The following is a 25,182-nucleotide window of genomic DNA, read 5'->3' as shown; positions in this document are numbered from 1 at the left end:
TATCTTGGCGCATTGATAAACCGCCTTCCGCAATAACCCTTTTCAGACGACCTTTTCCACACTTCCGCATACTATGCCGACCAAACCGCCCGCCTACCACATCACGCACAAAATCCGCCAAACCCGCCGCATTTCGCGCAAAAGCATTGCTTTTCTGTTCTTGCTGGCAGGTTCGGCGCTGGTCGCACTGACCGCCCTCCTGTTTGCCTGGATGGCGGATTTCGCGTTAGAAACGAATGCAGAGCTGGTGCAAAAATATCCTTGGTTTGCCTGGGTCGCCCTGCCCTTCGGGTTGCCGCTCATCGTCTGGATTACCCGCCGTTTCGCCCCCTACACATCCGGCAGCGGCATCCCGCAAGTGCTCGCCAGCCTCGCCCTGCCCTACGGCGCCAACAAAACCCGCCTGATCCGCTTGCGCGAAACCCTCCTTAAAATCCCGCTGACTTTCCTCGCTATGTTTGCAGGCGCATCCGTCGGACGTGAAGGGCCGTCCGTCCAAGTCGGCGCGGCAGTCATGAGCGCGTGGGGCGCATGGTGCAAAAAACACGGCTTCGCATTCCGCGGTATGCAGGAAAACGACCTTATCGCCGCAGGCGCGGCAGGCGGGCTTGCCGCCGCGTTCAACGCCCCGCTGGCAGGCGTGATTTTCGCCATCGAAGAACTCGGGCGCGAAGTCATGCTGCGTTGGGAACGGCAAATCCTGCTCGGTGTCCTCGCCGCCGGTTTCATCCAAGTCGCCATCCAAGGCAACAACCCCTATTTCTCAGGCTTCAGCGGCGGCGCACTCGACAATATGCTCGGCTGGGTATTGGGCTGCGGACTCGCGTGCGGCATCGCAGGCGGACTGTTCGGGCGCACCCTGTATCTCGGCGCCACCGCCTTCGCCCCCGCCAAATGGCGCGAACACATCCGCCGCCATCCCCTGATTACCGCCGCCCTCATCGGCATCCTGCTCGCCGCCATCGGCACGCTTTACCAAGGCAAAACCTACGGCACAGGCTACCACGAAGCCGCCCAAGCCCTGCGCGGCATCCACGAAGCCCCCGCCGGACTCGCCGTCGCCAAATGGTTCTCCACCGTCTTGACCTACTGGACAGGCACACCCGGCGGCATCTTCACCCCTTCCCTCACCATAGGCGCAGTCTTGGGCGAACGCATCGCCGTCCTCACCGGACTTACCCAAGGCACCCACGTCCTCGTCCTCCTCTGCATGGCGGCCTTCCTCGCCGGCGCCACCCAATCCCCGCTCACCTCCGCCGTCGTCGTGATGGAAATGACCGGCGGACAAAACCTCCTGTTCTGGCTGCTCATCGCCTGCATCTTCGCCTCACAAGTCTCCCGCCAATTCTCCCCCCTCCCCTTCTACCATGCCGCAGGCACACGCTTCAAACGGCAGGTGGAACAAAGCGGACAGAAGTGAAGCCAGATATTGCCGATGCGGGAAGGTGTAGGAAAGGTCGTCTGAAATGTTTAGTGATTCGTGGGCAAAGCCCACGCTACAAAGTTTTTTGGCAACATTTGCGCCGTGGTTTCGTAGCGTGGACTTTGTCCACGAAAATGATTGAAAACAAAGGTCATCTGAAAACCCGAACATCAAGTTTTCAGACGACCTTCTTAAGGTATAGGGATTCACTTACCCCAGTCATCAGACCAAGAAAAAACCCTCGGCAGAACCGAGGGTTTGAAAATTTGGTTGCGGGAGCAGGATTCGAACCTACGACCTTCGGGTTATGAGCCCGACGAGCTACCATGCTGCTCCATCCCGCGTCAGAAAATAGAACTATACAGATACTTGAAAAAACTGTCAAGCTATTTGTCGCCGAATTTGAGCAATTCATTAACCATTCAAATTCGCAACGGTAAAATCAATTCCAACAACCTTATGATTTTAAAAAGCTCAAACCAAAATTCGACCCATCAACGTTACTCAAAATCCCATCGTAAACCGTCCAATCTCAAAGAGCCTTTAAACATGATTGCAAGCGGTTTTTGGGCTTTTCACTATTGATAAAAAGATCCTCTCATCACACCTAACGGATTGTAAAACACACTGAAATATAGATTCTCAAAGATATCCTGATCGTTTGAGTTTTGCTGATACTGCCCAAGCCCTATTAAGCCGACAGCCCATATCAGACAAATCATGATTGCCAACCTGACAATCAGGCGCTGTTTGTGCGGCATAAGGCTACATAACCAATCCGCACATAGAAGCATACCTGACATCACCCAAACCACGTACCCCCAACCAAATACACCAGGCAACATAAATATCGACCCCGGTATCATCAGGATTAACATTAAACAGGGTAACCAAGGTAAGGTCTCTTTCTCATCATTCAATCTGAAATATAAAACAATAAAAATTACATTAGCAAATGTAGGCCAGCTTGCCGGATGCCAAAAAACAATCAAACCTGTCATCCATATTTCTAAACCTAGCGCTCCTTTTACGGCAGGCAAGCACAAGGATAAGAAGAACAGCATTATCGCCATCCTTCTTAAGGATTTTCTTAAACCTATGTGATAGTCGAGTGGCAGTAGCTTGCCCGGCATATTATTTCCTTACACGATAAACGGCAGCCAATCAAATGTCGTCTGAAACCTAGTTTTAGAGTTTCAGACGACCTTTTGCCTTTGCTTCAATCCAATGTTTTTATTTCTTGGCTCTAAAGCCCAACAGATGTTGCGTGGTGGCAAGCCATGCGCCGAAGACACCTAAGGCGATGACGAAGCCGAATACCAGCGAAACTTCGCTGAAATGGAAGAAACGCCAGCCGATATTGAGTCCGTAGGGTTTGAAGATGGCATCTGACAACGACAGACTCTTGAAAAAACTGTCAAGCACTTTATCGTTACACTTCAGTAAAACATTACCCAATCAAAATCCATACGACAAAATAAGTTATAGCACTATGATGATTTTAAAGAGTTTAAATCAAAAATCGACCCATCAACGTTACTCAAAACCCCATCGTAAACCGTCCAATCTCAAAGAGTCTTTAAAGATGGTTACAACCGGATTTGGCTTTTCACTGTTGATACAAAGCTTATAGATGACCTAACGGATTGTAAAACACACTAAAATGATCTCCAAAGGCACCCTTATCGTTTGAGTTTTGCTGATACTGCCCAAGCCCTATTAAGCCGACAGCCCATATCAGACAAACCATGATTGCCAACCTGACAATCAGGCGCTGTTTGTGCGGCATAAGGCTACATAACCAATCTGCACATAAAAGCATACCCGACATCACCCAAACCACATATCCCCAGCCAAATACACCAGATAACCCAAATATCGACCCCGGTATCATCAGGGTTAACATTAAACAGGGTAACAAAGGCAAGATCTCTTTCTCATCATTCAATCTGATATATAAAACAATAAAAATTACATTGGCAAATGTAGGCCAACCTACCGGATGCCAAAGGAAAAATAAGCCTGCCGACCAAATTTGCAAACCCATATCTCCATTCACGGCAGGTAAGCACAAGGATAAGATGAACAGTATCTGCGCCATCCTTCTCAAGAATTTGCTCAAACTCAGGTCATAGTCGAGTGGCAGTAGATTCCCCTGCATATTATTTCCTTATACAATAAATGGCAGCCAATCAAAGGTCGTCTGAAACTTTGTTTTAGAGTTTCAGACGACCTTTTGCCTTTGCTTCAATCCAATGTTTTATTTCTTGGCTCTAAAGCCCAACAAATGTTGCGTGGTGGCAAGCCATGCGCCGAAGACGCCTAAGGCAATGACGAAGCCGAACACCAGCGAAACTTCGCTGAAATGGAAGAAACGCCAGCCGATATTGAGTCCGTAGGGTTTGAAGATGGCATCGACCAACGGACGCACGGCGGAAAGCAGCCAGCCGCACAGTCCCAAGCTGACGGCGGCGGAGAAGATACTCTGCCACATGGCTTGGTAGAGGAAGGGGCGGCGGATAAACGATGCGGGCGCACCGAGCAGCTTGGTGATTTCAATTTCTTCTTTGCGGCTCAGGATTTGCAGACGGATGGTGTTGTGCGCGACAAGGACGAACGCCATGCCCAGCGTCAGTGAAAGAAACCATAAAATTTTGCGGATGAACTCGTTGATTTGATACAGCGTTTGCACCCATTCGGTGTCCATGGTGGCGGATTCGACCATGGGCAGCTTGACCATATCCTGATAAATCACCTGCATTTGTGCGGGCGGCGTAGCGGGATCGGGCGTTACGATAAATGCGTCGGGCAAGGGGTTGCCGTCGAGCATGGAAACAAGGTTTTGGTCGAGGTTGGATTGCAGCTCTTCCAAGCCTTCCTGCTTGCTGATGAAACGGATTTTGTTGAGGCGGGCATCGCGTTCCAACAGGTTGCGGACGGCATCGCTGTCGGCTTTGGACGCGTCGGTTTCCATATAGAGGGTAATTTGCGGCGACTCGTTGAGCTTGCCTAAAACGCTTTGTCCGCTTTGGATACCCAAATACATGAAAAGCGGCAGGGTCATGGCGACGGCGAGCATTAGGAGGGTGAGCAGCGTGCCGACGGGTTGGCGTAGGAGCTGTTTGAGCGCAGTACGCGCGGATTCGACGTGCAGCGAGACGTAGTGGATGATGCTCATGCGAGTCGTCCTTTCGAGAGGCGCAGGATGCGGTGGCCGTAGTCTGCCATGAGGGTTTCGTCATGGGCAGCGACGATGACGGTGGTTCCTGCTTCGTGGAAGGTTTTGAACAATTCCATGATGTCGAGCGCGTAGGCGCGATCGAGGTTGGCGGACGGTTCGTCGGCAATCAGGAGGCTGGGTTGGTGGACGACGGCGCGGGCGATACACAGGCGTTGCTGTTCACCGCCCGACAGGGTTACGGGATCGTCCAATTCGCGGCCTTTCAAGCCGACTTTTTCAATGGCGATGCGGGCGCGCTCTTCGGCTTTGCGCGGCTGATAACCGATAATCCGCAGCGGCAGGATGACGTTTTGCAGGACGTTGCGGTCATAGAGGATTTTGTGGTCTTGGAACACGATGCCGATATGCTGGCGCATGAAGCCGATTTGGTTGTCGCTCAATTCTCCCAAGTCTTGGTTGTTGAACCACACTTTGCCTTTGCTGGGCTTGGTAATACCGGAAATCAGCTTGAGGATGGTGGACTTGCCGGAGCCGGAATGGCCGGCGATAAATATCATTTCGCCTTTTTTGATTTGGAAGCTGACGTTTTTCAGGGCTTCAAAACCGCCGGGATAGGTTTTGGAAACTTGTTCGAAACGGATCATAAGGTATTCCTGGAAAGGGGTCAGAACAAACTTATCCACAGTTAATCCACAAAAGGATGCGCTATCGGAGATAGGTCGTCTGAAAAATAGGATATGTGCCGAATTATAAAGATTTCGGCGTTTTTTTGATAGTTTGCCCAGATATGGACGGCGGTAGGCAAAGCGTCGGACTGACGGCTTTACAACACAATATTACAGGCGTGATTGTCGCCACCATTTCATAGTGAATTAACTTTAAACCAGTACGGCGTTGCCTCGCCTTAGCTCAAAGAGAACGATTCTCTAAGGTGCTGAAGCACCAAGTGAATCGGTTCCGTACTATCTGTACTGTCTGCGGCTTCGTCGCCTTGTCCTGATTTAAAGTTAATCCACTATATTCAACCGTATTTATCCATAAATCTCCTAAAACAGAGAGGTCGTCTGAAAATTTTCAGACGACCCCTGCACATAACAAACGTCAAAAACCGCGTATCCGACTGAATGGCAGATACGCGGTTTGAGATTTGAAGCACATATTCGGAGTTTGTCTCCTAAACGTGCAGACAATATAAAGTGCAAGCTTAATTGATGTCCAAACGTTCCATACGGTAGCGCATGGAGCGGAAGCTGATACCCAAAAGCTTGGCAGCCTGAGTGCGGTTGTAACGGGTTTGCTGCAACGCTTGTTCGATAATGCCGCGCTCGATTTGGTCAAGGTAATCTTGAATCTGCATGGTGCGCGGGTCAAACGGCGGAAGCGGCTGGTGATCCAAAGTTTCGCCTTTTCGTGTTTCGGAATCGGCGATGTCGTCGAGATCAAGGTTTGGATGGTCGTTTTTCGGTGTCGGCGTATTTTGGATTTGCAAATCATCCAGTTGGATAACTTGTCCGACAGTCAGAGCGACGGCGCGCTCAAGGATGTTTTCGAGTTCGCGGAAGTTGCCGGGATAGCTGTAATGCAGCAGGGCTTCTTGCGCTTTGGGGCTGAGTTTGTAGGTTTGCGTACCGTGGCGGTGTTTGTAGAGTAGGTACAGAATCAGCGCGCCCAAGTCCTCACGCATTTCGCGCAGGGGCGGCATGTGCAGGGTAACGACGTTGAGGCGGTAATATAAGTCTTGACGGAATGCGCCGCTGTCAACAAGGGCTTCGAGGTTTTTGTGGGTAGCGCAGATGATGCGGACATCGACGAAAGTTTCGCGGGCATCACCGATGCGGCGTACAGCTTTTTCTTGGATGGCGCGCAGGAGTTTGACTTGCATGGCTAGCGGCAAGTCGGCAACTTCGTCGAGGAACAGCGTACCGCCGTCGGCGTGTTGGAAAAAGCCGAGACGGTCTTGGTCGGCGCCGGTAAAGCTGCCTTTTTTGTAGCCGAAGAATTCGCTTTCCATCAGATTTTCAGGAATCGCGCCGCAGTTGACGGCGATAAAGGGCTTGTCAGCACGATCGGACAATTCGTGGATGGTACGCGCTGCCTGTTCTTTACCGGTACCCGATTCGCCGGAAATATAGACGGGCACACCGCTGCGGGCCAGGCGGCGGATCAGGTGGCGGACCTCGACCATTTGGGGCGAACTGCCGAGCAGTCGCGGCATATCCTCTTCGCCGCCCAATTCCGGTACGTCTTCGTTCGCACGCATGGCGATTTCGCCGGTGGCAAAGCGTTCTTTCATGGAACGCAGACCTTCAGGAACGGTAACGGAGCCGCTCAAATCGCGCTTGGGCGGTTTGGGGGGCGTTTTCGGTTTGTTGAATGCGGCGGCGACGGGCGCAGATGGTTTTTCTATCGGAGGCTGGGTAATTTCGTCCGTACTGTTGGAAACGGAAACGGCAGATTTAACCAACGAGCGCAGTTGGGAAAGGGTAATCGGCTTTTGCAGGTAGTCGAACGCACCCGCATTAAGGGCTTCGACAGCCTGGTCGGCATTACCGAAGGCGGTAATGACGGCGACAGGGGTGTCGAGCATGAGTTCGTCTATGTATTGGACGACTTCGAGACCGGAGCCGTCGGGCATCCGCATATCGGTCAAGACGAGGGAATAGTCGTTATTGTCGAGCTTGTCTTTGGCATCTTCTACGCCGACGGCGGTCTGCACGCGCAGTCCCATCTTCATCAGCGTCATTTCCATCAAGTCACGGATGTCGGCCTCGTCGTCGACGACCAATACTGGGTCTTGCAGCTTACTCATTGTGTTCTCTCGGTAAAATCAGTTCAAATCCGTTCATTTCGGGGTGGTAATGGAGTTGGCCCATATTGGCGTGTGCTAGTTCGCGGGCAACGTACAATCCCAATCCCGTACCTTGTTTTTCAGTGGTGTAGAACGGCTCGAAGAGATGGTTGCGGACTTCGGGCGAAATGCCTTTGCCGTTATCGGCAACGACGATGGAAATGTGCATCCTGCCGCTGGGGCGGATCAGGACGGTAATCGCGTTTTCGTCCTGACGGCTGTGCCGCCATGCGTTATTGCAGAGGTTCCACATGATTTGTTGGATGTGCATCACATCAGCGAGGACGGTAAGGTTGTTGCCGTCCATGTTCATGCGCAGGCAGCCGATGGCTTCAGAATTGTTGAGCGTGAACTCTTGTTTGAAGTCGAGCCAGAATTTCATCAGGTTGATCGGCTCGCGGCTGATGTTGTCGCGCTTGTTGAGCAGGGAGATGTCTTCCAACATTTTGTCGATGCGCTGGATGTTGCTGTCGATAATGCCGCAAAGCTTGGCTTTAACAGGATCGGGTTCGGCATCGTCATCACTTTCCTGCAGCAAATCACTGGCGTGACGGATGGCGGACATCGGATTGCGGATTTCGTGGGCGAGGTTGGCGGTAAGCTGTCCGAGCGAGGTGAGCTTGGTGGACATGGCCTCTGCTGCGACTTCGCGCAGCGAACGGACATACAGCATGAGCAGTTCCGTCTGTTCCTGAATCAGAGGGACGGCGCGGACGTGCATGGCGTGTTGGAAGATGTGGATATCGGTTTCAAACGGTTTGTCGGGATGATATTGCCAGCGTGTAACCAATTCGCCGAACACGACTTCCTGCTGGTCAACCACCAAACCGGGGAAATAGGTTTTTGCCTGTTTGTTGAAAAGCCAGACGCGCTGGGTGCTGTCGATAACGATAACGGCTTCCTGCACGCGGTTGAGAACGAGGCGGTTCAACCCGCTGATACGGCGGTAGGCAAGCTGATGGCGGCTGGCAGATTCGGTCGCCTGTTCCAAATAGCGGGCGGCGAACGAAGTCAGCATGGCGACAAGGTAACACGCGCCGCAGAGCAGGACCGTAGTAATCAGGGGTTGTGTATCCCAATCAAACGGATGCAGGCGGATGCTGCCGTCGAGCAGCAGATTGAAGAAGAACAGCATGGACGCGTAGCCTGCGTACAGCATGGGATAATGCCCGTAGCTGAGGAGGCAGGACGTCGCGACGAAAGGAAGGACAAGGATGCCGAAGCCCGAATCGACTCCGCCGGCGATATACACCAGTATCATCATCATCGAAATATCGACGACTGCGCTGGCATTGGGCAAATCCAAAGTCTGCCATTGCCAGTCCGGACGGGCGACGGATAACAAGATGAGGAAAGAATACAGCGCTGCCCAGCTGTAAAATTCGACGGGGGGGAATGACATGCCGATATGGGTGCCATTGCTGTAAACGCCGAAAGCATGCATGACCAACAGCGGCAGCACGATGGCAATGCGGGCAATATTGATTAAACCGGGTATCCGCTCGCTCAGGTTTCCCAGTTCCTGAAAGCCGGACTTACTCATATCCGCAACCCTTTTTGTTTATTTTTATCATTATTAGTACCTGTTTTTGAAATCGTTCTGCGACATTGCCGCAGATGGTCGTAAATATTTTTTTAATTTTGTCAGCATAACATAAAACGACCGTGTTTTCTAGGTTTTCAATGTGTTACCGCGCCTTTTGTTGTTTATGCGAAGGCAGCGGACAAGGTTTTCAGACGACCTGAGATGTCCAAAACCTTCCCTTTTTTGCCGCGCTTGCCGTCGATATCGCAAATGCGCAATTTTTCCTGATGCGCCGCACCGCGCTTACCGACGGTTTCGACGATAAATTCCGCAGCCGTGGTCACGAGGACGTGTTCCAAAGACGCGCCGTCGGTCAGCGACATCAACTGCAAACCGCGCCCTTTGGGCATGACTTTGAGTTCGCCGATGGAAAACGCCAAGAGGCGGTGGTCGCTGCTGGCCAGTACGACTTTGCAGTCGGGATTGATGAGAGAAGAGGCATAAACCGCAATCGGCGGCAGGACGGTTTCGCCGCTGTCCACGGTCATCACCACTTTGCCCGCTTTTACGCGTCCGACCATATCGCCCAGCTTGGCGATGAAGCCGTAGCCGCCGCTGCCTGAGAGCAGGTAGTGCTGTTCGGGCTGCCCGGTGAGCATGGCGACGGGCTTCGCGCCGTTTTGCAGCTCGATTAACGATGAAACCGGCACGCCGTCGCCGCGTCCGCCGGGGATTTCGGCGGCATCGAGCGTGTAGGTCCTACCCAATGAGTCGAGAATGACGACGGGTAAAACGGTACGGCCTTCAAGGGTTTGTTTGAGGCGGTCGCCTTCTTTGAACGCGGTTTGGCTCAAATCGAGATTATGTCCGGCTCGGCTACGTATCCAGCCTTTTTCCGACAGAATCAGCGTGATGGGTTCGTCGGCGGTGGTTTGCGTCAGCACGGCGCGTCCGGCTTCTTCCACCAGCGTGCGGCGCGCGTCGCCGAACTGCTTCATGTCCGCCTGCATCTCTTTGATAATCAGCTTGCGTTTTTCGTTTTCGTCGCCCAAAAGAATATTCAGACGACCTTGTTCTTCGCGCAATTCGTTCAATTCTTTTTCGAGTTTGAAACCTTCCAAACGCGCCAACTGGCGCAGGCGGATTTCCAAAATGTCTTCGGCTTGGATTTCGGTCAGCCCGAACGCCGCCATCAAATCGGCTTTCGGGTCGTCTGATTCGCGGATGACTTTAATCACTTCGTCAATGTGCAGAAAGACTTTCAGACGGCCTTCGAGGATGTGCAGCCGTTTTTCCACTTGGTTCAAACGGAATTTCAGACGACGTGTTACGGTCACGACGCGGAAATCCAGCCATTCCTGCAAAATCGTTTTCAGGTTTTTCTGCGCGGGACGGTTGTCCAGCCCCATCATCACCAAGTTCATGGACACATTGCCTTCCAGCGAAGTCTGCGCCATCAGCGTGTTGATGAAGGTATCGGTATCGATGCGGCTGGATTTTGGTTCGAACACAAGGCGTACGGGATGCTCGCCGTCTGACTCGTCGCGCACGCGGTCGATTAAATCCAGCATCAGCTTTTTGGTGTTGAGCTGGTCTTGGTTGAGCTGCTTTTTGCCCGCTTTCGGTTTCGGGTTGGTCTGTTCTTCGATTTCGGCAAGAATTTTGGCGGAATTGGCGTTCGGCGGCAGTTCGGTCACAATCACGCGCCATTGCCCGCGCGCCAGTTTCTCGATTTCGTAACGCGCACGCACGCGCACGCTGCCTTTGCCGGTTTCGTAAATCCGGCGCAATTCGTCCGCCGGCGTGATGATTTGACCGCCACCGGCAAAATCGGGCGCGGGGATGTACTGCATCAGGTCGGCAGTTTCCAGCGTCGGTTTCTTCAACAGCGCAATCGCCGCCTGCGTCACTTCGTTCAAATTGTGCGACGGAATTTCAGTCGCCATGCCCACTGCGATGCCTGACGCGCCGTTGAGCAACACCATAGGCAGGCGGGCGGGCAGGTGCAGCGGTTCGTCAAACGCGCCGTCGTAGTTCGGCACGAAATCCACCGTCCCCTGATTGATTTCGGACAACAACAATTCCGCAATCGGCGTCAGCCGCGCTTCGGTGTAACGCATCGCCGCCGCCCCGTCGCCGTCGCGTGAACCGAAGTTGCCGATGCCGTCGATTAAGGGATAGCGCAAGGTAAAATCCTGCGCCATGCGGACCATCGCTTCATAGGCGGAACTGTCGCCGTGCGGGTGGTATTTACCCAAAATCTCACCGACCACGCGCGCCGATTTCACCGGCTTCGCCCCCGCCGTCAAACCCATATCGCGCATGGCAAACAAAATGCGCCGCTGCACGGGCTTCTGACCGTCTGAAACTTCAGGCAGCGCGCGGCCTTTGACCACGCTCATGGCGTATTCGAGATAGGCGCGTTCGGCGTACTGACCCAAAAGAAGGTAGTCTTCGCCGACGGGGGATGGGACGGAAACGTGTTCGTTCATAAGGAAGCTGGAATGAAAGATAAAGGAAGGTATTGTAAAGGATAGCGAATGAAAATAAAAATGTCGGGGCATGGTTTCGCCGCGTATCTTTTTATAGTGGATTAACTTTAAATCAGGACAAGGCGACGAAGCCGCAGACAGTACAGATAGTACGGAACCGATTCACTTGGTGCTTCAGCACCTTAGAGAATCGTTCTCTTTGAGCTAAGGCGAGGCAACGCCGTACTGGGTTAAAGTTAATCCACTATATTTTTGAATGGAATTGCTGACAATCCGAATGGATTTGAGGTCGTCTGAAATGTTTTCAGACGACCTCTATAAACATCATGCTACATTTCAAAAGCAGGTATCAAGTTTTTTCACGTTCGTCCAACAGCAAAAACACCATCAGCGACAGCAGCATCAAAACCGTCGTCAGCACCATTGCCCGCGCATAATTGTCTGCCCCTGCCCTACCCAGATACGAATAAATCAACGTGGTCAGCGTCTGCCATTCGGGGCGCGACAAAAACAGCGTGGCGGCAAATTCGCCGATACAGGTTGCCGCCGCCAAAGTCAAACCGCGTCGCAAAGCAGGTTTCAATAACGGAGCGGTCACATACAAGGTCGTCTGAAAAGCATTTGACCCCATACCGCGCGCAGCCGACACATAATCTTCAGGCAAATCGTCCCAAGCCGCCAACACGTCTTTTGCCACAAACGGATACGCCAGCAGCGCATAAGTGGCAACCAACAAAGGCAGCGATGCCGTCCATTGTGGATAAAGCAGCAATATACCGGCGGCAATGCAGACAGGCGAAACCATAAACGGCAAAAACACCAAACCGCGCACCCACGCCACCCGTCGCGCAACTGCCGCATACATCACACCCAGTACAACCGCCGTCAAAACCGCCATCCCCGAAAACCGCAGCGTATTCCATCCCGCCGCCAAGGTTTCCCGTTCCAACAACACGCCCCAAGACCCGCCTGCCGATGCCGCCAGAAAAACCACCGCCGCCAAAGGCAACAGACAACACAGCAGCAACACCATTAAAGAAAAACCCAGCAAAACACGTTCGCCCAAAGATTGCGGACGATGCGGCAGCAAAGCACGAACCGCTTTATCAGAAGCCGTTTGCCGACTCAAATACGCATACAGCAGCCCCGCCAATGCCGTCACACCCAACACCATCCACACCAAAACCGACGACTGAGCCATATCCAGCTCATACATCACCAACTGATAAATCTCCACCTCGACCGTCGTATAACGGCTGCCGCCGAGCAACAAAGCCAGTCCGAAACCCGAAAAACAATACAAAAATACCAAACAAGCCCCGCCCGCCAACCAAGGGCGCAACACCGGCCATTCCACAAAACAAAACCGCTGCCAAGCCCCCGCACCCAGCGTCTGCGCCGACTGCAGCCTCGCCTGCGGCACCTGCAAAAAACCCTGATACGCCGCGCGTACCAACACAGGCAAATTGAAAAACACATTACCGTAAAGCAACAAATACGGCGTATCCTGCCAGCCCGCCCACAACACACCGTTTGCCCCGAACAAAGCCAACACGCCGACCCCGACCACCAAAGTCGGCATCACAAACGGCAACATCAAAAGCCGCAAAATCACCTCACGCCCGCGAAACGACAACCTCGCCAACGACCACCCCACCGGAATCCCAAGCAGCAAAACCAGCACACAAGTGACCGCCGCCTGAACCACCGTCCAAACCAAGCGATGCTGCATATAATCATCGGCCAATACCAACGACCAAGCCGACCCGTCATAAGCCGCCATCGCCACCAATGGCGCAACCACCATCACCACCAAGAAACCCAAAGGCAACAGCGCAAGCAAAACAGTAGCAGGAAACGAGCGAAACAGAGTTTTCATGGAACGGGTAGGCAGGGTTTAAAACAGATATTGTAACGGATACGAAGCAAAGGTCTCAGATAGAGACCTTTACAATAACATAAGTTATTAAAATTTTCGGCCTGTTCGTTTACATGGCAGCCGCACCGACTGCCGCCGTACCTACTCCTAATAGAAGTCAAAAAAACCTTAACCGAAGCGGTGTACGGAACTGTACCCGTCCCAGCGGTAAAAAACGTGACCACCACGCCGATGACAATAACCAGAACCACGACGTACCGACAGCGATGACCTGCATCCAGCCTATCTTTTTAATTTCCTCTATCGTCCAGTCGGTCGCCTTTTTTAGGGCTTCAAGGGCTGCATCAACTACTTTTGCGTCCAGGCTTTAATCATCCTGCCCCGTTCGTTTATCCATCTCCATGCAAATATAGATTAAGTTGCCTCTAAAAAAGTTATTGAACGATCTAAAATGTAGGAATCATGATCAACCTACACTTGTTGATCCTTAACTACGAAATTTACTTACTTCCATAAGTCCATAAACCATCTAAATAACGAATCTAACCAGCTTATCCGTTGTTTTGTATCAGAAGAAGATAATATTTCAACTTTATCTACACACCTATTCTTTGAAAAATCAAAATCTTGAACCTCAAATTTTCCATTAGTATTTTTTAAGCAATACGTACTGCTAAATCCATCAAAATTATTAGGAATATACCTATCATCTCTAGGTACTGAAGCTGCCTTTAGAGTAAAACTATAACTTACATTATTCCTAAAATTTATATTTGGAAAGTTTGACTCATCCGCAAAAATACATTTTTCCTTTACAGGATATTGTTTTTCGAATGAACTTAAATAACGCCAATATTCTGAATTTCCGGTATTTTCGTCAACATAACCAATCCTTAACATATAACTACCCGTTAAACCATTAGCATCAATATAGACACAAGGTTTATTATTTTTTATAATAACATTCACATCTCCGTCAGGATAAGGCATATGAGAAAATCCGTATGCGTTTAAACTCAATATGACATAATAAATAAATAAAAATTTACTTCTTCTCATAAAAATCTTCTATAAATAATTTTATTTTAAAAAGTACGAACTTTAGTCATCGCCTCATACCAAATTCTATTATTTTCTTTCTCTCTCTGATGATGTATTTTCGTTGTCCATTCTTCAGATTTTAATTTTCTATCTAAAGGGTTTCTCAAAAAATCTCTCAAAACATATTCTCTACGTGATTGTTGACTGATCAAATTCCGTAATTGTGGTTCTTGAGATACATAGTTCGCATGATATTTAACTAAGTAATAATGGCACACGATATCTGCCTGTTGTTCAATATTGAAATCCTTAAACTCTTTACCTCTATCTATGCCTAATAAGTCATATGCATAAGCCATTAAACGTCCTGATCTATCTCTTTCAGTATATCCTCCAATTGATGCCAATCGCACCCCTCTACAGGCTACACTTAAATCCATTGCAAAATATTGCCAAATGTGTGTCATTTCATGAATAAACCATCGTTGATTATCCTCTTTGTTTGTCAAAGGACCAGAAAAATCTTTAATCACATCATAAACTTTAATCGGCAAGTGAATTTCGCCAAATGGAGTCATTGCATTTCTTGAATTGTCAGGTATACCCAGCAACCCTCCCCTTACAATCCTAACTTTTTCATAAGGAATCGACTCTTTGAAGATAAGTCGTGCCAAAGCGATTTCTCCTGAAGTTAATTTTCTTGATTTGGGAGGAAGTCTTACCGGAAAAGGTTTTCCCGGCGAATTTATTAATACGGTAGTTGCTTCTTCCGTTGTAACTGTCATATATGTACCATGTGTTTCTATTTTGTCTGCCATGATTTACTCCCTGGTTTCAATTTCAATACGGATTTCTTCCATATTTTCAGTGGTTACGAATTTGGTCAGTCCATTTTTATCCGACCTTCCTTTTAACAAAAGTTCTTTCCCTCTATATATCTTATACAGTACTCCTGCCAAAACCTCGCCTGTCCATTCATCCTGTAAGACAAACTGCCGAGCATATCGATGTAGCGGTGTTGTCGGTAACGGGATATTGATTTCTTCTGCCCCACTCACCTCCATCGGCGCCTTCACCCTAACCAGCTTCGGACTCCCAATCTCCACCTCCCCGTTGCTCAGCTTGATATACGCCCCCTTGCAGGTAATCAGAATCTCTTCCTTCGCCGCAATGGTAATTTTCCCCGCGCTACTGGTTAACGTTGCATCCTTCAGCGCATTCAGCTGCAACTCGTCATTCTGTGCCTGTACTTCCACTTTACCCTGATTGGCCTGTACCTTAATGCCGCTGCTTTGGGCAAACAGGTTGAGGCTTTCTACTGCATGGGCGGTCAGGCTTTGTCCGGCGGTGATGTCGGTATGGTTGCCGCTGACGAGATGGATGTTTTCATTGGCGGTGTGCAGTTGGCTTTGCTGGGTTGCGGTAGCAATACCGGCAGGGGCGGTTTGGATCAAGCCGGCTTCTTTGAGGTCTTTAAGGGCGTCTTTCAGACGACCCCTTTGGGTTTCTTCATCGGTGTGGTGGTTGTTGGCGGTTTGGGCGGCTTTGTTCAGGCTTTTGGCGAGGGAAAGTGCCTGTTCGAGTTGGGAAATGGCATCGTCCATATCCAGCACTTTGCCGTTGGCGTCTTGGTTTTGTGCGCTGACGAGTATGCCTTTCCCCGCCCGTACGGCACCCCAGCCGTCGGTTCTGAGTTCGAAGCCTTCGCCGTTCTCTCCGCGTTTCTCCCTACCGCTGTCAACGATGTGGCCGAGGTTGAGTTGGGATTTCTGGTAGTCGGTGGCGAGTTTGATGTGTTCCTGTCCCTTTTGGTCTTCCATCCTGAGTTTGTTGTTCGCCCAGGTACGGATGACGTTCCTTGTGTTCCAATCGGCAGGAATATGGTCGGGATGGGCACTGTCGTGCATGACGCCGGAGATATACGGGCGGTCGGGGTTGCCTTGGACGAAGGACAACATAACTTCGGTGCCCTCGTGCAGGGGGAAGTGGATACCGTATTCGGGACCGGCATAGGGTTTGGCGAGTCGGACGGGACGGCTTTCTCCGCCGGGGCTCCATTCGTCCAAATCAAACGGCAGTTTGACGCGGTAGCGTCCCATGTCGTCGATGTAGGCGTAGGTGCAGTTCTCTGCCGCGGTCACCCGTGCGGGCAGTGTGCCGGCGATATGGGGACGCGGGGTGGTGCGTTCTGGACGGAAGGCGAGTTGGGCGGGTATGGCGGTAAAGGTGTGGGTGTAGGCGGTATCGCGGCTGCCGCTGTGTTCCATGCTGAGTACCAGCCAGCCGTCGGGTGCTTCGGGGAAGGCGGTATCGGTTTGGAACACTTTCATCGGTGCCATGGAGACGACGTTGCCGCTGCCGTTGGCGACGGTTTGGCGGCAGAGGACGGCTTCGTTCAACAGGGTCGTCTGAACTTTGGCTTCATCGGGGGTTTTGGGATGAAGGCCCCAGTTTTGCTGTTTGCCCAATAAGACGGTATTGTCGGCAGACTCTTCGGATTGTTTGTTGTCGGTTTCGGCAAAGAGGTCGGTATCGGCAGTGCGGTAGTTGTAGTCGGCACTGCGTATGCCTTCGACGATGGGATTGTGACGGATGCTTAAGTTGAAGAGTGCTTCGGTACCGACGCTTTCCAGTCCGGCATGGGGACGGTAGGAAACGGGTAGGCTTTGGTCGCGGAAGTAGTGTTCGGGACTGTCGCCGAAGACGACGATATCGCCGTGTTGTTCATGCTGTTCGAAGGCATACCAAATGCCTTCTTCCTCACACAGACGGTTGATAAAGGCAAAGTCGCTTTCGAGATACTGGGTCACATACTCGCGGACGCTGTAGCTGCGGCTTTTTTGGAAACGGTAGTCGACACCGGAGAAGCCGTGGTGCTTGAAGACGGCGGCAACGATGTCGGGGACGGTTTGGTTTTGAAACAGTCGGGAAGATTGGAAATGTTTTAAAGCCGCGAAGCGCGGCTCTAAAACAAAGCGGTAAACGGTTTCATCCTTGGAGACGGACAGCTTCTCACACGAAGTCACGATGCCCTGCCATTGTTTCGCCGGAGCGTCGTCCGAACCGGCTGAAAAAGCGGCGGCGACTTCGGACAATACGGCCTCCTGCGGACGGATTTCAAATGCTGCGCGCTGGTTGAGGTAGGAAGACAGCGGCAGTGAGGAATCGGTGGAGGTGGCGGTGATTTCGACGCGGTAGGCGGTGTTGGCGGCTTCGGAGGCGGTGAAGGATTTGACGGAGAGGGAGGGGAAGAAACGGGCGAAGGTGAGGTGGTAGGATTGGCGGGCAGTCATGACGATCTGGAGGATTTATGATGAAAGCTTGAACATAAATCAAAAAAGCGAGCAAGACAAACGGATAATGACAAACGGTAAAAATGTCGTATGGATGGTTTCTGAAAGTGATGGGTGAATAGATTTGGGACGAAAGAAGGTCGTCTGAAAACTTTCAGACGACCTTTGTGAAAGTTGGGGTTCCAATTCAATCTACACCTGTTATGTAAACAATGCGGTATTTTCTTACATCTTTTTCTTTAGTATTTTTATCCTGATTTAAACCGAAACCAATATACCCACTAGTCGTAGTCGAAAGGTTCGAACTCTTCGTCCAGCCGTTCGCATGAGATGAACTGTTGCTCGGCGGCTTTGGTTTCTTCATCGCTCAACATGAACAATCCGTCCCATTGGTCTTTTTGATAGGGTTTTTGATAGGTTTGTCGGAGGAATTCATATTGTTCGGCGGAGAGGTAGGGGTGGTGGCTTTCCAATTGGGCAAACAGTTGCCTGCGGTAGTCTTCGGGGGAAGTATCTTCTTCGGGGAAATAGTCCGCTTGGGCTTGCAACAGTCTGCGGAAGATAAAATCTGCTAAATTTTCGGCTTCTACTACGCTGAAGTCGTCGTCGTGATACAAGCGTGTGATACATGGTTCGCCTTCTTGACGGTAGTCGAATGCGTAGTAATCGCCGTTACCCGCTCCGGCAAAGGCGATGAGTTTGCCACGGTATTCGGGTTTCAAACTCATCCATTCACTGTCGTCGCATAGCTGTTCGTTGATTCCCTGCAATTCGTCGGCGTGAGGCAGTTCAAATTCCGAGCCGACCAGCAGTAAAGGCGGATATTCGAGCAACTTGGGAAAGGTTTCGCTATACCATTTGCTACCCAATTCGCCCCAGTCCAACATACCGTCGGCAGCGAGGCGTTTGTATAGGTTGGGCAGGGAGATGCCGTATTGTGTTTCGGTTTGGCTGATGAAATCCTGATAATTCATGATATTTCCTTTGCTAGATTTTGGTTTTGAACTTCATTGAAGCTGCGTTTTCAGACGACCTCTTCCCTTTCCCATTTTACCGTCCGCCGTTTAAATAAGGCCTTGCCTGAAGGATGACGAGTTTTCCGCCTGCGAAAGCCCATTCTATGTCTTGTTCGCCGTTGCCGAAAAGCTGTTTGATTTGCTGTCCTGCTTGGTCGAGGCGGCGGATTTGGTCGTGGTTCATGACGTTGCCGCCGGTTATCGGTACTTCCCTGATGCCGCCGTTTTCATCCAGTTGCAGCGCGGTGGTTTCGTTGGAGGAGCTGAGGCGTTGTACGGCGTCGTTGCGGCGGTTGTAAACGGCTTGTTCCGCCACCCGTTTTCCTTCGACCACGCGAATGCCCAGACCGCGTTTGGCGGCGATGTAGGAAGTGTTTTTCTGCGCGGTATCGTAGGGATTGACGGTAACGAGTACGCCGGAGAGGTCGGCATTGATGCTTTGTTGGACGAAGACGCTCATTTTCACGCTGTCGTGCGGCAGTCCGGCGATGCGGCGGGCTTCATACGCGCTGTAATTGAAGACGGAAGCCCAAGATTGTTTCACTGCTTCCGCCAGCGCGTTTTCGCCGGTTACGTTCGGCACGGTGGTGTACAGCCCTGCGCCGCTGAAATTCGGCAGGTCTTCGGAATTGGACGAACTGCGTACGAACACGCCTTTGCTGTTTAATTGGCTGCGCCATTGTTCCGCCCATGTGCGTTTCCATTCGGACGGGATTTCGGCATCGGTGATTTTTTTCTGCAATGCGAGTAAGGCGGTGCGGCGTTTGCGGTTGTCGCCGCCGCTTTGCGTTTCGATTTGCGCCAGTGTTGCCGCGTTGATGCCGAGTTTGTCCATCATGGCGCGGTAGTAGGCGAAGGGGATGCAGAATCCGTCGGGGACGTTGCTGCCTGCGATATGGGCGCGGATATGGCCGAGGTTGGCGGCTTTGCTGCCGCAGTAACGGCTGTCTTCACGGCGCAAGTTGGCAAGCGGCCGCAGGCTGTAATCGGAAGTGTCGGGCTGCGGCAGGGAGAGGTCGTCTGAAAATGTTTTGGCGGCTGTGTTTCGGTTGGTTTGGGTGACCCGGTATTGTTTTGCGTCGGCTGCCAGTTCGATACGGCGGCCGATGTAGGGCGCGAGGATTTTTTCCGCGTCTTTGAGGTAGATGTTGGGAATGCCCCAGCCGCGCGCCAAGACGTTCACATGCGACAGCGCGGTGGACGGTTTTTCGCTGATGATGCCTGCTACGGGCGGCAACACCAGCGGCACTTCTTTCAAAATGATGATGTCGTCCGCACCGACATCGTAAAGGTCGTCTTCCTGAGTGATGACGCGCAATGTGCCTACCGCTTTCCCCCTGTGCAACGGCAGATAGGGGAAATTCTGTATCAGGCTTTCTTGGGTGACGAAGGGGACTTTGCTTTGCGCGGCAACGGTTTCCTGCCACAGGGAATTGGTTTTGTAGCGCAGCGGGGCGAAGAAACTGTCTTTCAGACGGCCTTCTGCCAATTTCAGCAATTCGGGCGTGATTTTGTCACCTTCCCAAAATTCGTAAACGTATTCTTGAGTGCTGTTCTGCCAACTGATGGTGCCGAACAGGAAGCGGCGGTTCGGGCTGCGGTATTGTTCCAACAATTCTTTGCGCGTCGGCATCGGTTTCAAAATCTCGGCGAGATAGTTTTCGTGCAGGCGGTATTTCGGCGTGTTGATGTAGTCGGTGCGGTTGTTGTCTTCGCGGTCGATAAGGAAGAGGACGTGCGGGATTTCATATTCGCTGTCTTGTTCGTAAACGCGCGAAAGCAGGTCGAAATCGGCGCGGCTGCGGATGGCGGACAGCGCGGGCGTTTGCGTTTTAACCGGCGTGGCGGCTTGGCGTTTGTCAGACTCAAGATAAGAAGGCTTGCGCGCGGTCGGCGCGGCGGTATCTACGGCTGCGGAGTCGGGTTGGCAGGCGGCGAGCAGGAACAATAGTGAGAGACAGACGCTGGTTTTCATGATAATGGCAATGAGAAAAAAAACGGATTGTAGCAAGAAAAGGTCGTCTGAAAACCCTGTTCGAGGTGTTTCAGACGACCTTTCCCTTTTCCCAACCCTTTTAAACCATCGCTTGATACAACGCGATCATCAGCGGCATGGTGATGACACACAGTAGCGTCGTGATGCCGTAAATTGCGCTGGCTTTACGGGCGTTCTGACCATAAACCATCGCCATTTGGGTAACAGTGGAAGCGGCGGGGCTGACAGTGGCGAGGAAGCTGATAAGGACGACGGTGTCACTGTGTCCGCCGAGATGGGCTATGCCTGAAACTTTGACAAACACCAGCAGAATCAGCGGGATAAGTATCAGGCGCAGGAAGGCGACTAGGTAAATCCGTTTGGAGAGGACGATTTCTTTGAGTGGCAGAGAGGCAATCAACATTCCGGCAACGAGCATGGCGACCGGACCGATCATGCTGCCGACGGTGGCGAGCGTATTGTCGATGATGTGCGGCAGTTTGATTTGGGAAGCGAACATGAACACGCCGATAAAGATGGAAAGGATGTTGATGTTGGTGAGTACGGTTTTCCACGCAAGATTGCCGCGCCCGCAAAGCAGCAGGCGCAAGTGCGTCCAGAAAAGGAACATTTGGACGATGATGAAGCCGCTGGTGTAAATCACCCATTGCGGTCCGAAAATGGACATCACCAGCGGGATGATGAGGTTGCCGGAATTGGTGTAAACCGTGGCGGCGTGTTCGAGCGTGTCGAGCTTGAACAGGGTTTTGAAAAGCCTGCCCAGCGCGATCAGCAGGATATGGAACACGACCGCCAAGGCGACCGAGAGTTTCAGCCCGTCAATGATGTCGGGCGTGTTCTCGATTTGGAAGGCGTGAATCATCACCGACGGGCTGATGAGGTAGAGCGCGATGACGGAGAGCGTGCGGCTGTGTTCGGAATTCAGAAGCTTGGATTTCACCAACGCCATGCCCATCAGGACAATCAGGGTCAGCTCGGTGATTTTGCCGGCGAGGAGCAGGGCGGTTTCCATGAGTGTGGCACATTTTGGGAAAACGGAAATTTTACGCTTGCGTGCCAGTGCGGACAATGTATTCGGAACACGGTTTCAGACGACCTCACGCTCTGCCCTGTTCTCATTTACGCACAGATACGGTAAAAATAGCAGCACGTTGCCCCAAGTGGAATGTTGACAATTTTTCACCCGACAGCAAGGCGTTTTCAGTATAATACCGCCCGCAAATTTTCCTTTTTTTTGAAAAGCATAAATCATGACTACTTCAAATCAAAATGTGCTGGAGCGCATATTCAATTTAAGCGCAAACGGCACGAATGTGCGCACAGAGCTGATGGCAGGTCTGACCACCTTCCTCGCCATGTGTTACATCATCATCGTCAATCCGCTGATTCTCGGCGAGACGGGCATGGACATGGGCGCGGTATTCGTCGCCACCTGCATCGCTTCCGCCATCGGCTGCTTCGTGATGGGCTTCGTCGGCAACTATCCGATTGCGCTCGCGCCGGGCATGGGCTTGAACGCCTACTTTACTTTCGCCGTCGTCAAAGGCATGGGCGTGCCCTGGCAGGTGGCTTTGGGCGCGGTATTCGTTTCCGGCATCATTTTCATTTTATTCAGCTTTTTCAAAGTGCGCGAAATGCTGGTGAACGCGCTGCCTATGGGTTTGAAAATGTCGATTGCCGCCGGTATTGGACTGTTTCTGTCGCTGATTGCGCTCAAAGGTTCCGGCATCATCGTCGCCAGCGACGCGACTTTGGTGAAACTGGGCGACATCCACCAACCTGCCGCGCTTTTGGTGCTGGCAGGCTTCGCTATGGTGGTGGCTTTGGGGCATTTCCGCGTCAAAGGAGCGATTATCCTGACCATTCTGGCAATCACAGCCATTTCCACCCTGCTGGGCTTGAGCGATTTTAAAGGCGTGGTCGGAGAAATTCCGAGCATAGCGCCGACTTTCATGCAGATGGATTTCAATGGTCTCTTTAAAATCAGCATGATCAGCGTGATTTTCGTCTTTTTCCTGGTTGATTTGTTTGACTCCACCGGCACGCTGGTCGGCGTTTCCCACCGTGCGGGCCTGCTGGAAGACGGCAAACTGCCTCGTCTGAAACGCGCCCTATTCGCCGACTCGACCGCCATCGTCGCCGGTGCCGCACTGGGTACGTCCTCGACCACGCCGTATGTCGAAAGCGCGGCAGGCGTGTCCGCAGGCGGCCGCACCGGTCTGACTGCCGTAACCGTCGGCGTATTGATGTTGGCGTGTCTGATTTTCTCGCCGCTAGTGCAGAGTATCCCCGGCTTCGCCACCGCGCCCGCGCTGCTCTACGTCGGTGCGCAAATGCTGCGCAGCGCGCGTGAAATCGACTGGGACGATATGACCGAAGCCGCTCCCGCTTTCCTGACCATCGTGTTCATGCCGTTCACCTACTCGATTGCCGACGGCATCGCCTTCGGCTTCATCAGCTATGCCGTGATTAAACTTTTATGCAACCGCGTCAAAGACGTGCCGCCTATGGTGTGGATAGTCGCCGTATTGTGGGCGTTGAAATTCTGGTATCTGGGCGGCTGATGCCGTTTCCAGGTTAGTCGTTTCATTCCCCGCAATAGCAAAAGGTCGTCTGAAAATTTTCAGACGACCTTTTTTGGTTTTTACGATGTACTGAATATTTGAAACTTCGCGCTATCGATCCGCTCAATATTCAAAGGCATCAGCCAATGCTTAAAACCACTCTTTCTTACCGATAACATAAACTTGTTCAAATTCTTCCGGCGTACATTTCAGGTATTTAACGATGTCGATGATACAGAAAACAAAAACAATCATCGGACCAACGAGAATAAACGAACCTAAAATACAAATCAACAGGTAGATGATACCGACTTTGTTTACGCCCAAATAAAATTTATGCACCCCAAAGCAACCTAAAAAGAACGCCAAAACAGAGGCAACAAGTCGTTTGTCATCGGTAATACGAGAAGATTGCAGAGGTGTATTTTCGGACATTTTTTTCTCCAAACGGATAGTCAATATTAAGAAAGTGTTTTTAAGTATAGCAGAATAATGATATTAATTTCACATAGATTCTATTTCTATTGAATAATAAACCTATAAAATTTCGTAAATTTATGTTACGAAAAGCCTAATTTGCAGTTGAAATATGCGATTTTATATGCATTTTTAGCATATTATACTTACTACCTTTATTTATCTTTTCGATTTATCCGCATTCCTTAGCCAACCCGCCCTGCTTAAAGTTTCAGACGACCTCGGCACTGCGTTTGACTCTGCCGCGCCTGTCTAGTTCAGATTTAAAAATGAAACAACACCAAACTCAAGGCAATCACCGCCATACCGGACGTCAGACCGTAAACGGTTTCGTGTCCGTCGGAATAACGCTTGGCGGCGGGCAATAATTCGTCCAGCGCGAGGAACACCATCACGCCCGCAATCACGCCGAACACCGCGCCGAACACGAAAGGCGATAAAAACGGCTTGAGCAGGGTGTAGCCCAAAACCGCGCCCAAAGGTTCGGCAAGCCCTGAAGCGAGGCAGGCGAGGACGGTTTTTTTGCGGTTGCGGGTGGCGAAATAAACGGGGGCGGCAATGGAAATGCCTTCGGGAATATTGTGTATCGCAATCGCGAGCGCCAGCGGCATCCCGACGGCGGGGTTTTCCAGCGTGGCGAAAAACGTTGCCAAACCTTCGGGAAAGTTGTGTGCGGTAATGGCAAACGCCGCCATCATGCCGACGCGGGCGATGTGGCGGCGTTTGTTTTCCTGAAAGGCGGGGTCGTGCGGGTCGAGCGTTTCATGCGGGTTCGGCACAAGGCGGTCAATCAGCGCAATCGATCCCATGCCCGCCAAAAAAGCCAGCGTCGCGGCGGCAAAGGCTTTGTCTTTGTCGTAAACCTGCCCGAAGGCTTCGCTGGATTTGTTGAAAATCTCCGTCAGCGACACATACACCATCGCCCCGCCCGCAAACGCCAATCCGAACGACAATACGCGCGGGTTGGGCGTTTTAGAAAACATCACCAACCCACTGCCGAGTACGGTGAACAATCCGGCGGCGAGGGCGATGCCGAAGGCGGTGATGAGGTTGGTTGAGCTGATATCAGGCATCGTCTTAAGTCGTTAACACAATAAAGAAATCAGCCTAACATATTTTCCCAAATTAGAGAATAATTATTATTTTTATTTATATTGACAAGAACAATGTAGGATTAGAAACGTCGGCAAATACAAAAACCGCCTTACGATATAGTGGATTAACTATAAATCAGGACAAGGCGACGAAGCCGCAGACAGTACAGATAGCACGGCAAGGCGAGGCAACGCCGTACTGGTTTCAACGCCGTACTGGTTTAAAGTTAATCCACTATAAAAACCATTCCAACCCCTTTTCCCTTCCCCCAAACGGCAACGCAGCCCGCCATCCGCCTGTCTGAAACACCGCCGGATTTTCCATATAAATGGAAGAAATGTTATGATTTTGC

Annotated in this window: 18 protein-coding genes, 1 tRNA gene and 1 pseudogene; 2 read left to right on the top strand and 18 right to left on the bottom strand. The window is 51.4% G+C overall.

The features are described from left to right. The first annotated feature begins 73 nt into the window (after positions 1-73). A complete protein-coding gene (locus ACMYUL_RS06730; RefSeq protein WP_415772765.1) occupies positions 74-1,420 on the top strand; it encodes a chloride channel protein in 1,347 nt (448 codons plus the stop codon). A 270-nt stretch (positions 1,421-1,690) separates the two neighbouring features. Here ACMYUL_RS06730 and ACMYUL_RS06725 read toward each other — a convergent pair. The 16 genes and pseudogenes from ACMYUL_RS06725 to ACMYUL_RS06650 all read right to left on the bottom strand — a co-directional run bounded on the left by ACMYUL_RS06725 (position 1,691) and on the right by ACMYUL_RS06650 (position 21,706). Continuing rightward, positions 1,691-1,767: transfer RNA gene (locus ACMYUL_RS06725), tRNA-Met, on the bottom strand. Between the two features lie 234 nt (positions 1,768-2,001). Next, positions 2,002-2,556, bottom strand: coding sequence for a hypothetical protein (locus tag ACMYUL_RS06720; protein WP_070512698.1), 555 nt, complete (start codon positions 2,554-2,556; stop codon positions 2,002-2,004). Between the two features lie 100 nt (positions 2,557-2,656). Then, a pseudogene (locus ACMYUL_RS06715) lies at positions 2,657-2,818 on the bottom strand (cell division protein FtsX); the annotation flags it as partial. A gap of 232 nt (positions 2,819-3,050) precedes the next feature. After that, complete coding sequence (locus ACMYUL_RS06710) at positions 3,051-3,545, bottom strand: hypothetical protein (RefSeq protein WP_415772763.1); 495 nt, start codon at positions 3,543-3,545, stop codon at positions 3,051-3,053. Positions 3,546-3,683: 138 nt separating this feature from the next. Then, positions 3,684-4,601 carry a permease-like cell division protein FtsX gene (ftsX, locus tag ACMYUL_RS06705; protein WP_415772761.1) on the bottom strand — a complete coding sequence of 306 codons (918 nt, stop codon included), beginning with the start codon at positions 4,599-4,601 and terminating at the stop codon, positions 3,684-3,686. Further along, complete coding sequence (gene ftsE, locus ACMYUL_RS06700; RefSeq protein WP_003765335.1) at positions 4,598-5,248, bottom strand: cell division ATP-binding protein FtsE; 651 nt, start codon at positions 5,246-5,248, stop codon at positions 4,598-4,600. Before ftsE ends, ftsX begins: the two co-directional genes overlap by 4 nt. A 560-nt stretch (positions 5,249-5,808) precedes the next feature. Next, the gene (locus ACMYUL_RS06695; RefSeq protein ID WP_070512708.1) at positions 5,809-7,413 is read right to left on the bottom strand and encodes a sigma-54-dependent transcriptional regulator; all 1,605 of its coding nucleotides are present in this window, start codon (positions 7,411-7,413) and stop codon (positions 5,809-5,811) included. Next, the gene (locus ACMYUL_RS06690) at positions 7,406-8,995 is read right to left on the bottom strand and encodes a sensor histidine kinase (protein ID WP_003765319.1); all 1,590 of its coding nucleotides are present in this window, start codon (positions 8,993-8,995) and stop codon (positions 7,406-7,408) included. The genes ACMYUL_RS06695 and ACMYUL_RS06690 overlap by 8 nt, the downstream gene beginning before the upstream one ends. A gap of 164 nt (positions 8,996-9,159) precedes the next feature. Further along, positions 9,160-11,469, bottom strand: coding sequence for a DNA topoisomerase IV subunit A (gene parC, locus ACMYUL_RS06685; RefSeq protein ID WP_415772758.1), 2,310 nt, complete (start codon positions 11,467-11,469; stop codon positions 9,160-9,162). Between the two features lie 349 nt (positions 11,470-11,818). Then, entirely contained in the window at positions 11,819-13,348 is a 1,530-nt protein-coding gene (locus ACMYUL_RS06680; protein WP_415772756.1) for an ABC transporter permease, read from the bottom strand. A 504-nt stretch (positions 13,349-13,852) separates the two neighbouring features. After that, positions 13,853-14,338 (bottom strand): hypothetical protein, encoded by a 486-nt coding sequence (locus ACMYUL_RS06675; protein ID WP_070511744.1) that lies wholly within the window; start codon positions 14,336-14,338, stop codon positions 13,853-13,855. Positions 14,339-14,433: 95 nt separating this feature from the next. Beyond that, complete coding sequence (locus ACMYUL_RS06670; protein WP_415772754.1) at positions 14,434-15,207, bottom strand: hypothetical protein; 774 nt, start codon at positions 15,205-15,207, stop codon at positions 14,434-14,436. A 3-nt stretch (positions 15,208-15,210) separates the two neighbouring features. Continuing rightward, positions 15,211-17,682, bottom strand: coding sequence for a type VI secretion system Vgr family protein (locus ACMYUL_RS06665; protein ID WP_415772752.1), 2,472 nt, complete (start codon positions 17,680-17,682; stop codon positions 15,211-15,213). Between the two features lie 281 nt (positions 17,683-17,963). Continuing rightward, complete coding sequence (locus tag ACMYUL_RS06660; RefSeq protein WP_415772750.1) at positions 17,964-18,656, bottom strand: SMI1/KNR4 family protein; 693 nt, start codon at positions 18,654-18,656, stop codon at positions 17,964-17,966. A gap of 76 nt (positions 18,657-18,732) precedes the next feature. Beyond that, positions 18,733-20,673 (bottom strand): PEP/pyruvate-binding domain-containing protein, encoded by a 1,941-nt coding sequence (locus tag ACMYUL_RS06655; protein ID WP_415772748.1) that lies wholly within the window; start codon positions 20,671-20,673, stop codon positions 18,733-18,735. 100 nt (positions 20,674-20,773) lie between these two features. Beyond that, the gene (locus tag ACMYUL_RS06650) at positions 20,774-21,706 is read right to left on the bottom strand and encodes an AEC family transporter (RefSeq protein WP_415772746.1); all 933 of its coding nucleotides are present in this window, start codon (positions 21,704-21,706) and stop codon (positions 20,774-20,776) included. Positions 21,707-21,944: 238 nt separating this feature from the next. Between ACMYUL_RS06650 and ACMYUL_RS06645 the strand changes: the two genes are divergently transcribed. After that, entirely contained in the window at positions 21,945-23,258 is a 1,314-nt protein-coding gene (locus tag ACMYUL_RS06645; protein WP_070602633.1) for an NCS2 family permease, read from the top strand. Positions 23,259-23,408: 150 nt separating this feature from the next. On the opposite strand, the gene ACMYUL_RS06640 is transcribed toward ACMYUL_RS06645, so the two are convergent. Both ACMYUL_RS06640 and zupT read right to left on the bottom strand, forming a co-directional pair. Continuing rightward, on the bottom strand, positions 23,409-23,693 hold the full coding sequence (locus ACMYUL_RS06640) for a TM2 domain-containing protein (RefSeq protein ID WP_070513025.1): 285 nt from the start codon (positions 23,691-23,693) through the stop codon (positions 23,409-23,411). A 305-nt stretch (positions 23,694-23,998) separates the two neighbouring features. Continuing rightward, the gene (gene zupT / locus ACMYUL_RS06635) at positions 23,999-24,808 is read right to left on the bottom strand and encodes a zinc transporter ZupT (RefSeq protein ID WP_070513022.1); all 810 of its coding nucleotides are present in this window, start codon (positions 24,806-24,808) and stop codon (positions 23,999-24,001) included. Positions 24,809-25,182: the final 374 nt, after the last annotated feature.

This window comes from Neisseria sp. CP9 (assembly GCF_047758525.1).
Lineage (GTDB): Bacteria > Pseudomonadota > Gammaproteobacteria > Burkholderiales > Neisseriaceae > Neisseria.
This window is presented reverse-complemented; position numbering and strand designations above follow the sequence as displayed.

What these genes read in the sequence shown, in the direction of transcription:
- ACMYUL_RS06690 (WP_003765319.1), bottom strand. Translation starts at nt 8,995, where the DNA reads ATGAGTAAGTCCGGCTTTCAGGAACTGGGAAACCTGAGCGAGCGGATA.
- ACMYUL_RS06675 (WP_070511744.1), bottom strand. Translation starts at nt 14,338, where the DNA reads ATGCCTTATCCTGACGGAGATGTGAATGTTATTATAAAAAATAATAAA.
- zupT (WP_070513022.1), bottom strand. Translation starts at nt 24,808, where the DNA reads ATGCCTGATATCAGCTCAACCAACCTCATCACCGCCTTCGGCATCGCC.
- ftsE (WP_003765335.1), bottom strand. Translation starts at nt 5,248, where the DNA reads ATGATCCGTTTCGAACAAGTTTCCAAAACCTATCCCGGCGGTTTTGAA.
- parC (WP_415772758.1), bottom strand. Translation starts at nt 11,469, where the DNA reads ATGAACGAACACGTTTCCGTCCCATCCCCCGTCGGCGAAGACTACCTT.
- ACMYUL_RS06640 (WP_070513025.1), bottom strand. Translation starts at nt 23,693, where the DNA reads ATGTCCGAAAATACACCTCTGCAATCTTCTCGTATTACCGATGACAAA.
- ACMYUL_RS06655 (WP_415772748.1), bottom strand. Translation starts at nt 20,673, where the DNA reads ATGAAAACCAGCGTCTGTCTCTCACTATTGTTCCTGCTCGCCGCCTGC.
- ACMYUL_RS06650 (WP_415772746.1), bottom strand. Translation starts at nt 21,706, where the DNA reads ATGGAAACCGCCCTGCTCCTCGCCGGCAAAATCACCGAGCTGACCCTG.
- ACMYUL_RS06665 (WP_415772752.1), bottom strand. Translation starts at nt 17,682, where the DNA reads ATGACTGCCCGCCAATCCTACCACCTCACCTTCGCCCGTTTCTTCCCC.
- ftsX (WP_415772761.1), bottom strand. Translation starts at nt 4,601, where the DNA reads ATGAGCATCATCCACTACGTCTCGCTGCACGTCGAATCCGCGCGTACT.
- ACMYUL_RS06645 (WP_070602633.1), top strand. Translation starts at nt 21,945, where the DNA reads ATGACTACTTCAAATCAAAATGTGCTGGAGCGCATATTCAATTTAAGC.
- ACMYUL_RS06695 (WP_070512708.1), bottom strand. Translation starts at nt 7,413, where the DNA reads ATGAGTAAGCTGCAAGACCCAGTATTGGTCGTCGACGACGAGGCCGAC.
- ACMYUL_RS06660 (WP_415772750.1), bottom strand. Translation starts at nt 18,656, where the DNA reads ATGAATTATCAGGATTTCATCAGCCAAACCGAAACACAATACGGCATC.
- ACMYUL_RS06720 (WP_070512698.1), bottom strand. Translation starts at nt 2,556, where the DNA reads ATGCCGGGCAAGCTACTGCCACTCGACTATCACATAGGTTTAAGAAAA.
- ACMYUL_RS06670 (WP_415772754.1), bottom strand. Translation starts at nt 15,207, where the DNA reads ATGGCAGACAAAATAGAAACACATGGTACATATATGACAGTTACAACG.
- ACMYUL_RS06730 (WP_415772765.1), top strand. Translation starts at nt 74, where the DNA reads ATGCCGACCAAACCGCCCGCCTACCACATCACGCACAAAATCCGCCAA.
- ACMYUL_RS06680 (WP_415772756.1), bottom strand. Translation starts at nt 13,348, where the DNA reads ATGAAAACTCTGTTTCGCTCGTTTCCTGCTACTGTTTTGCTTGCGCTG.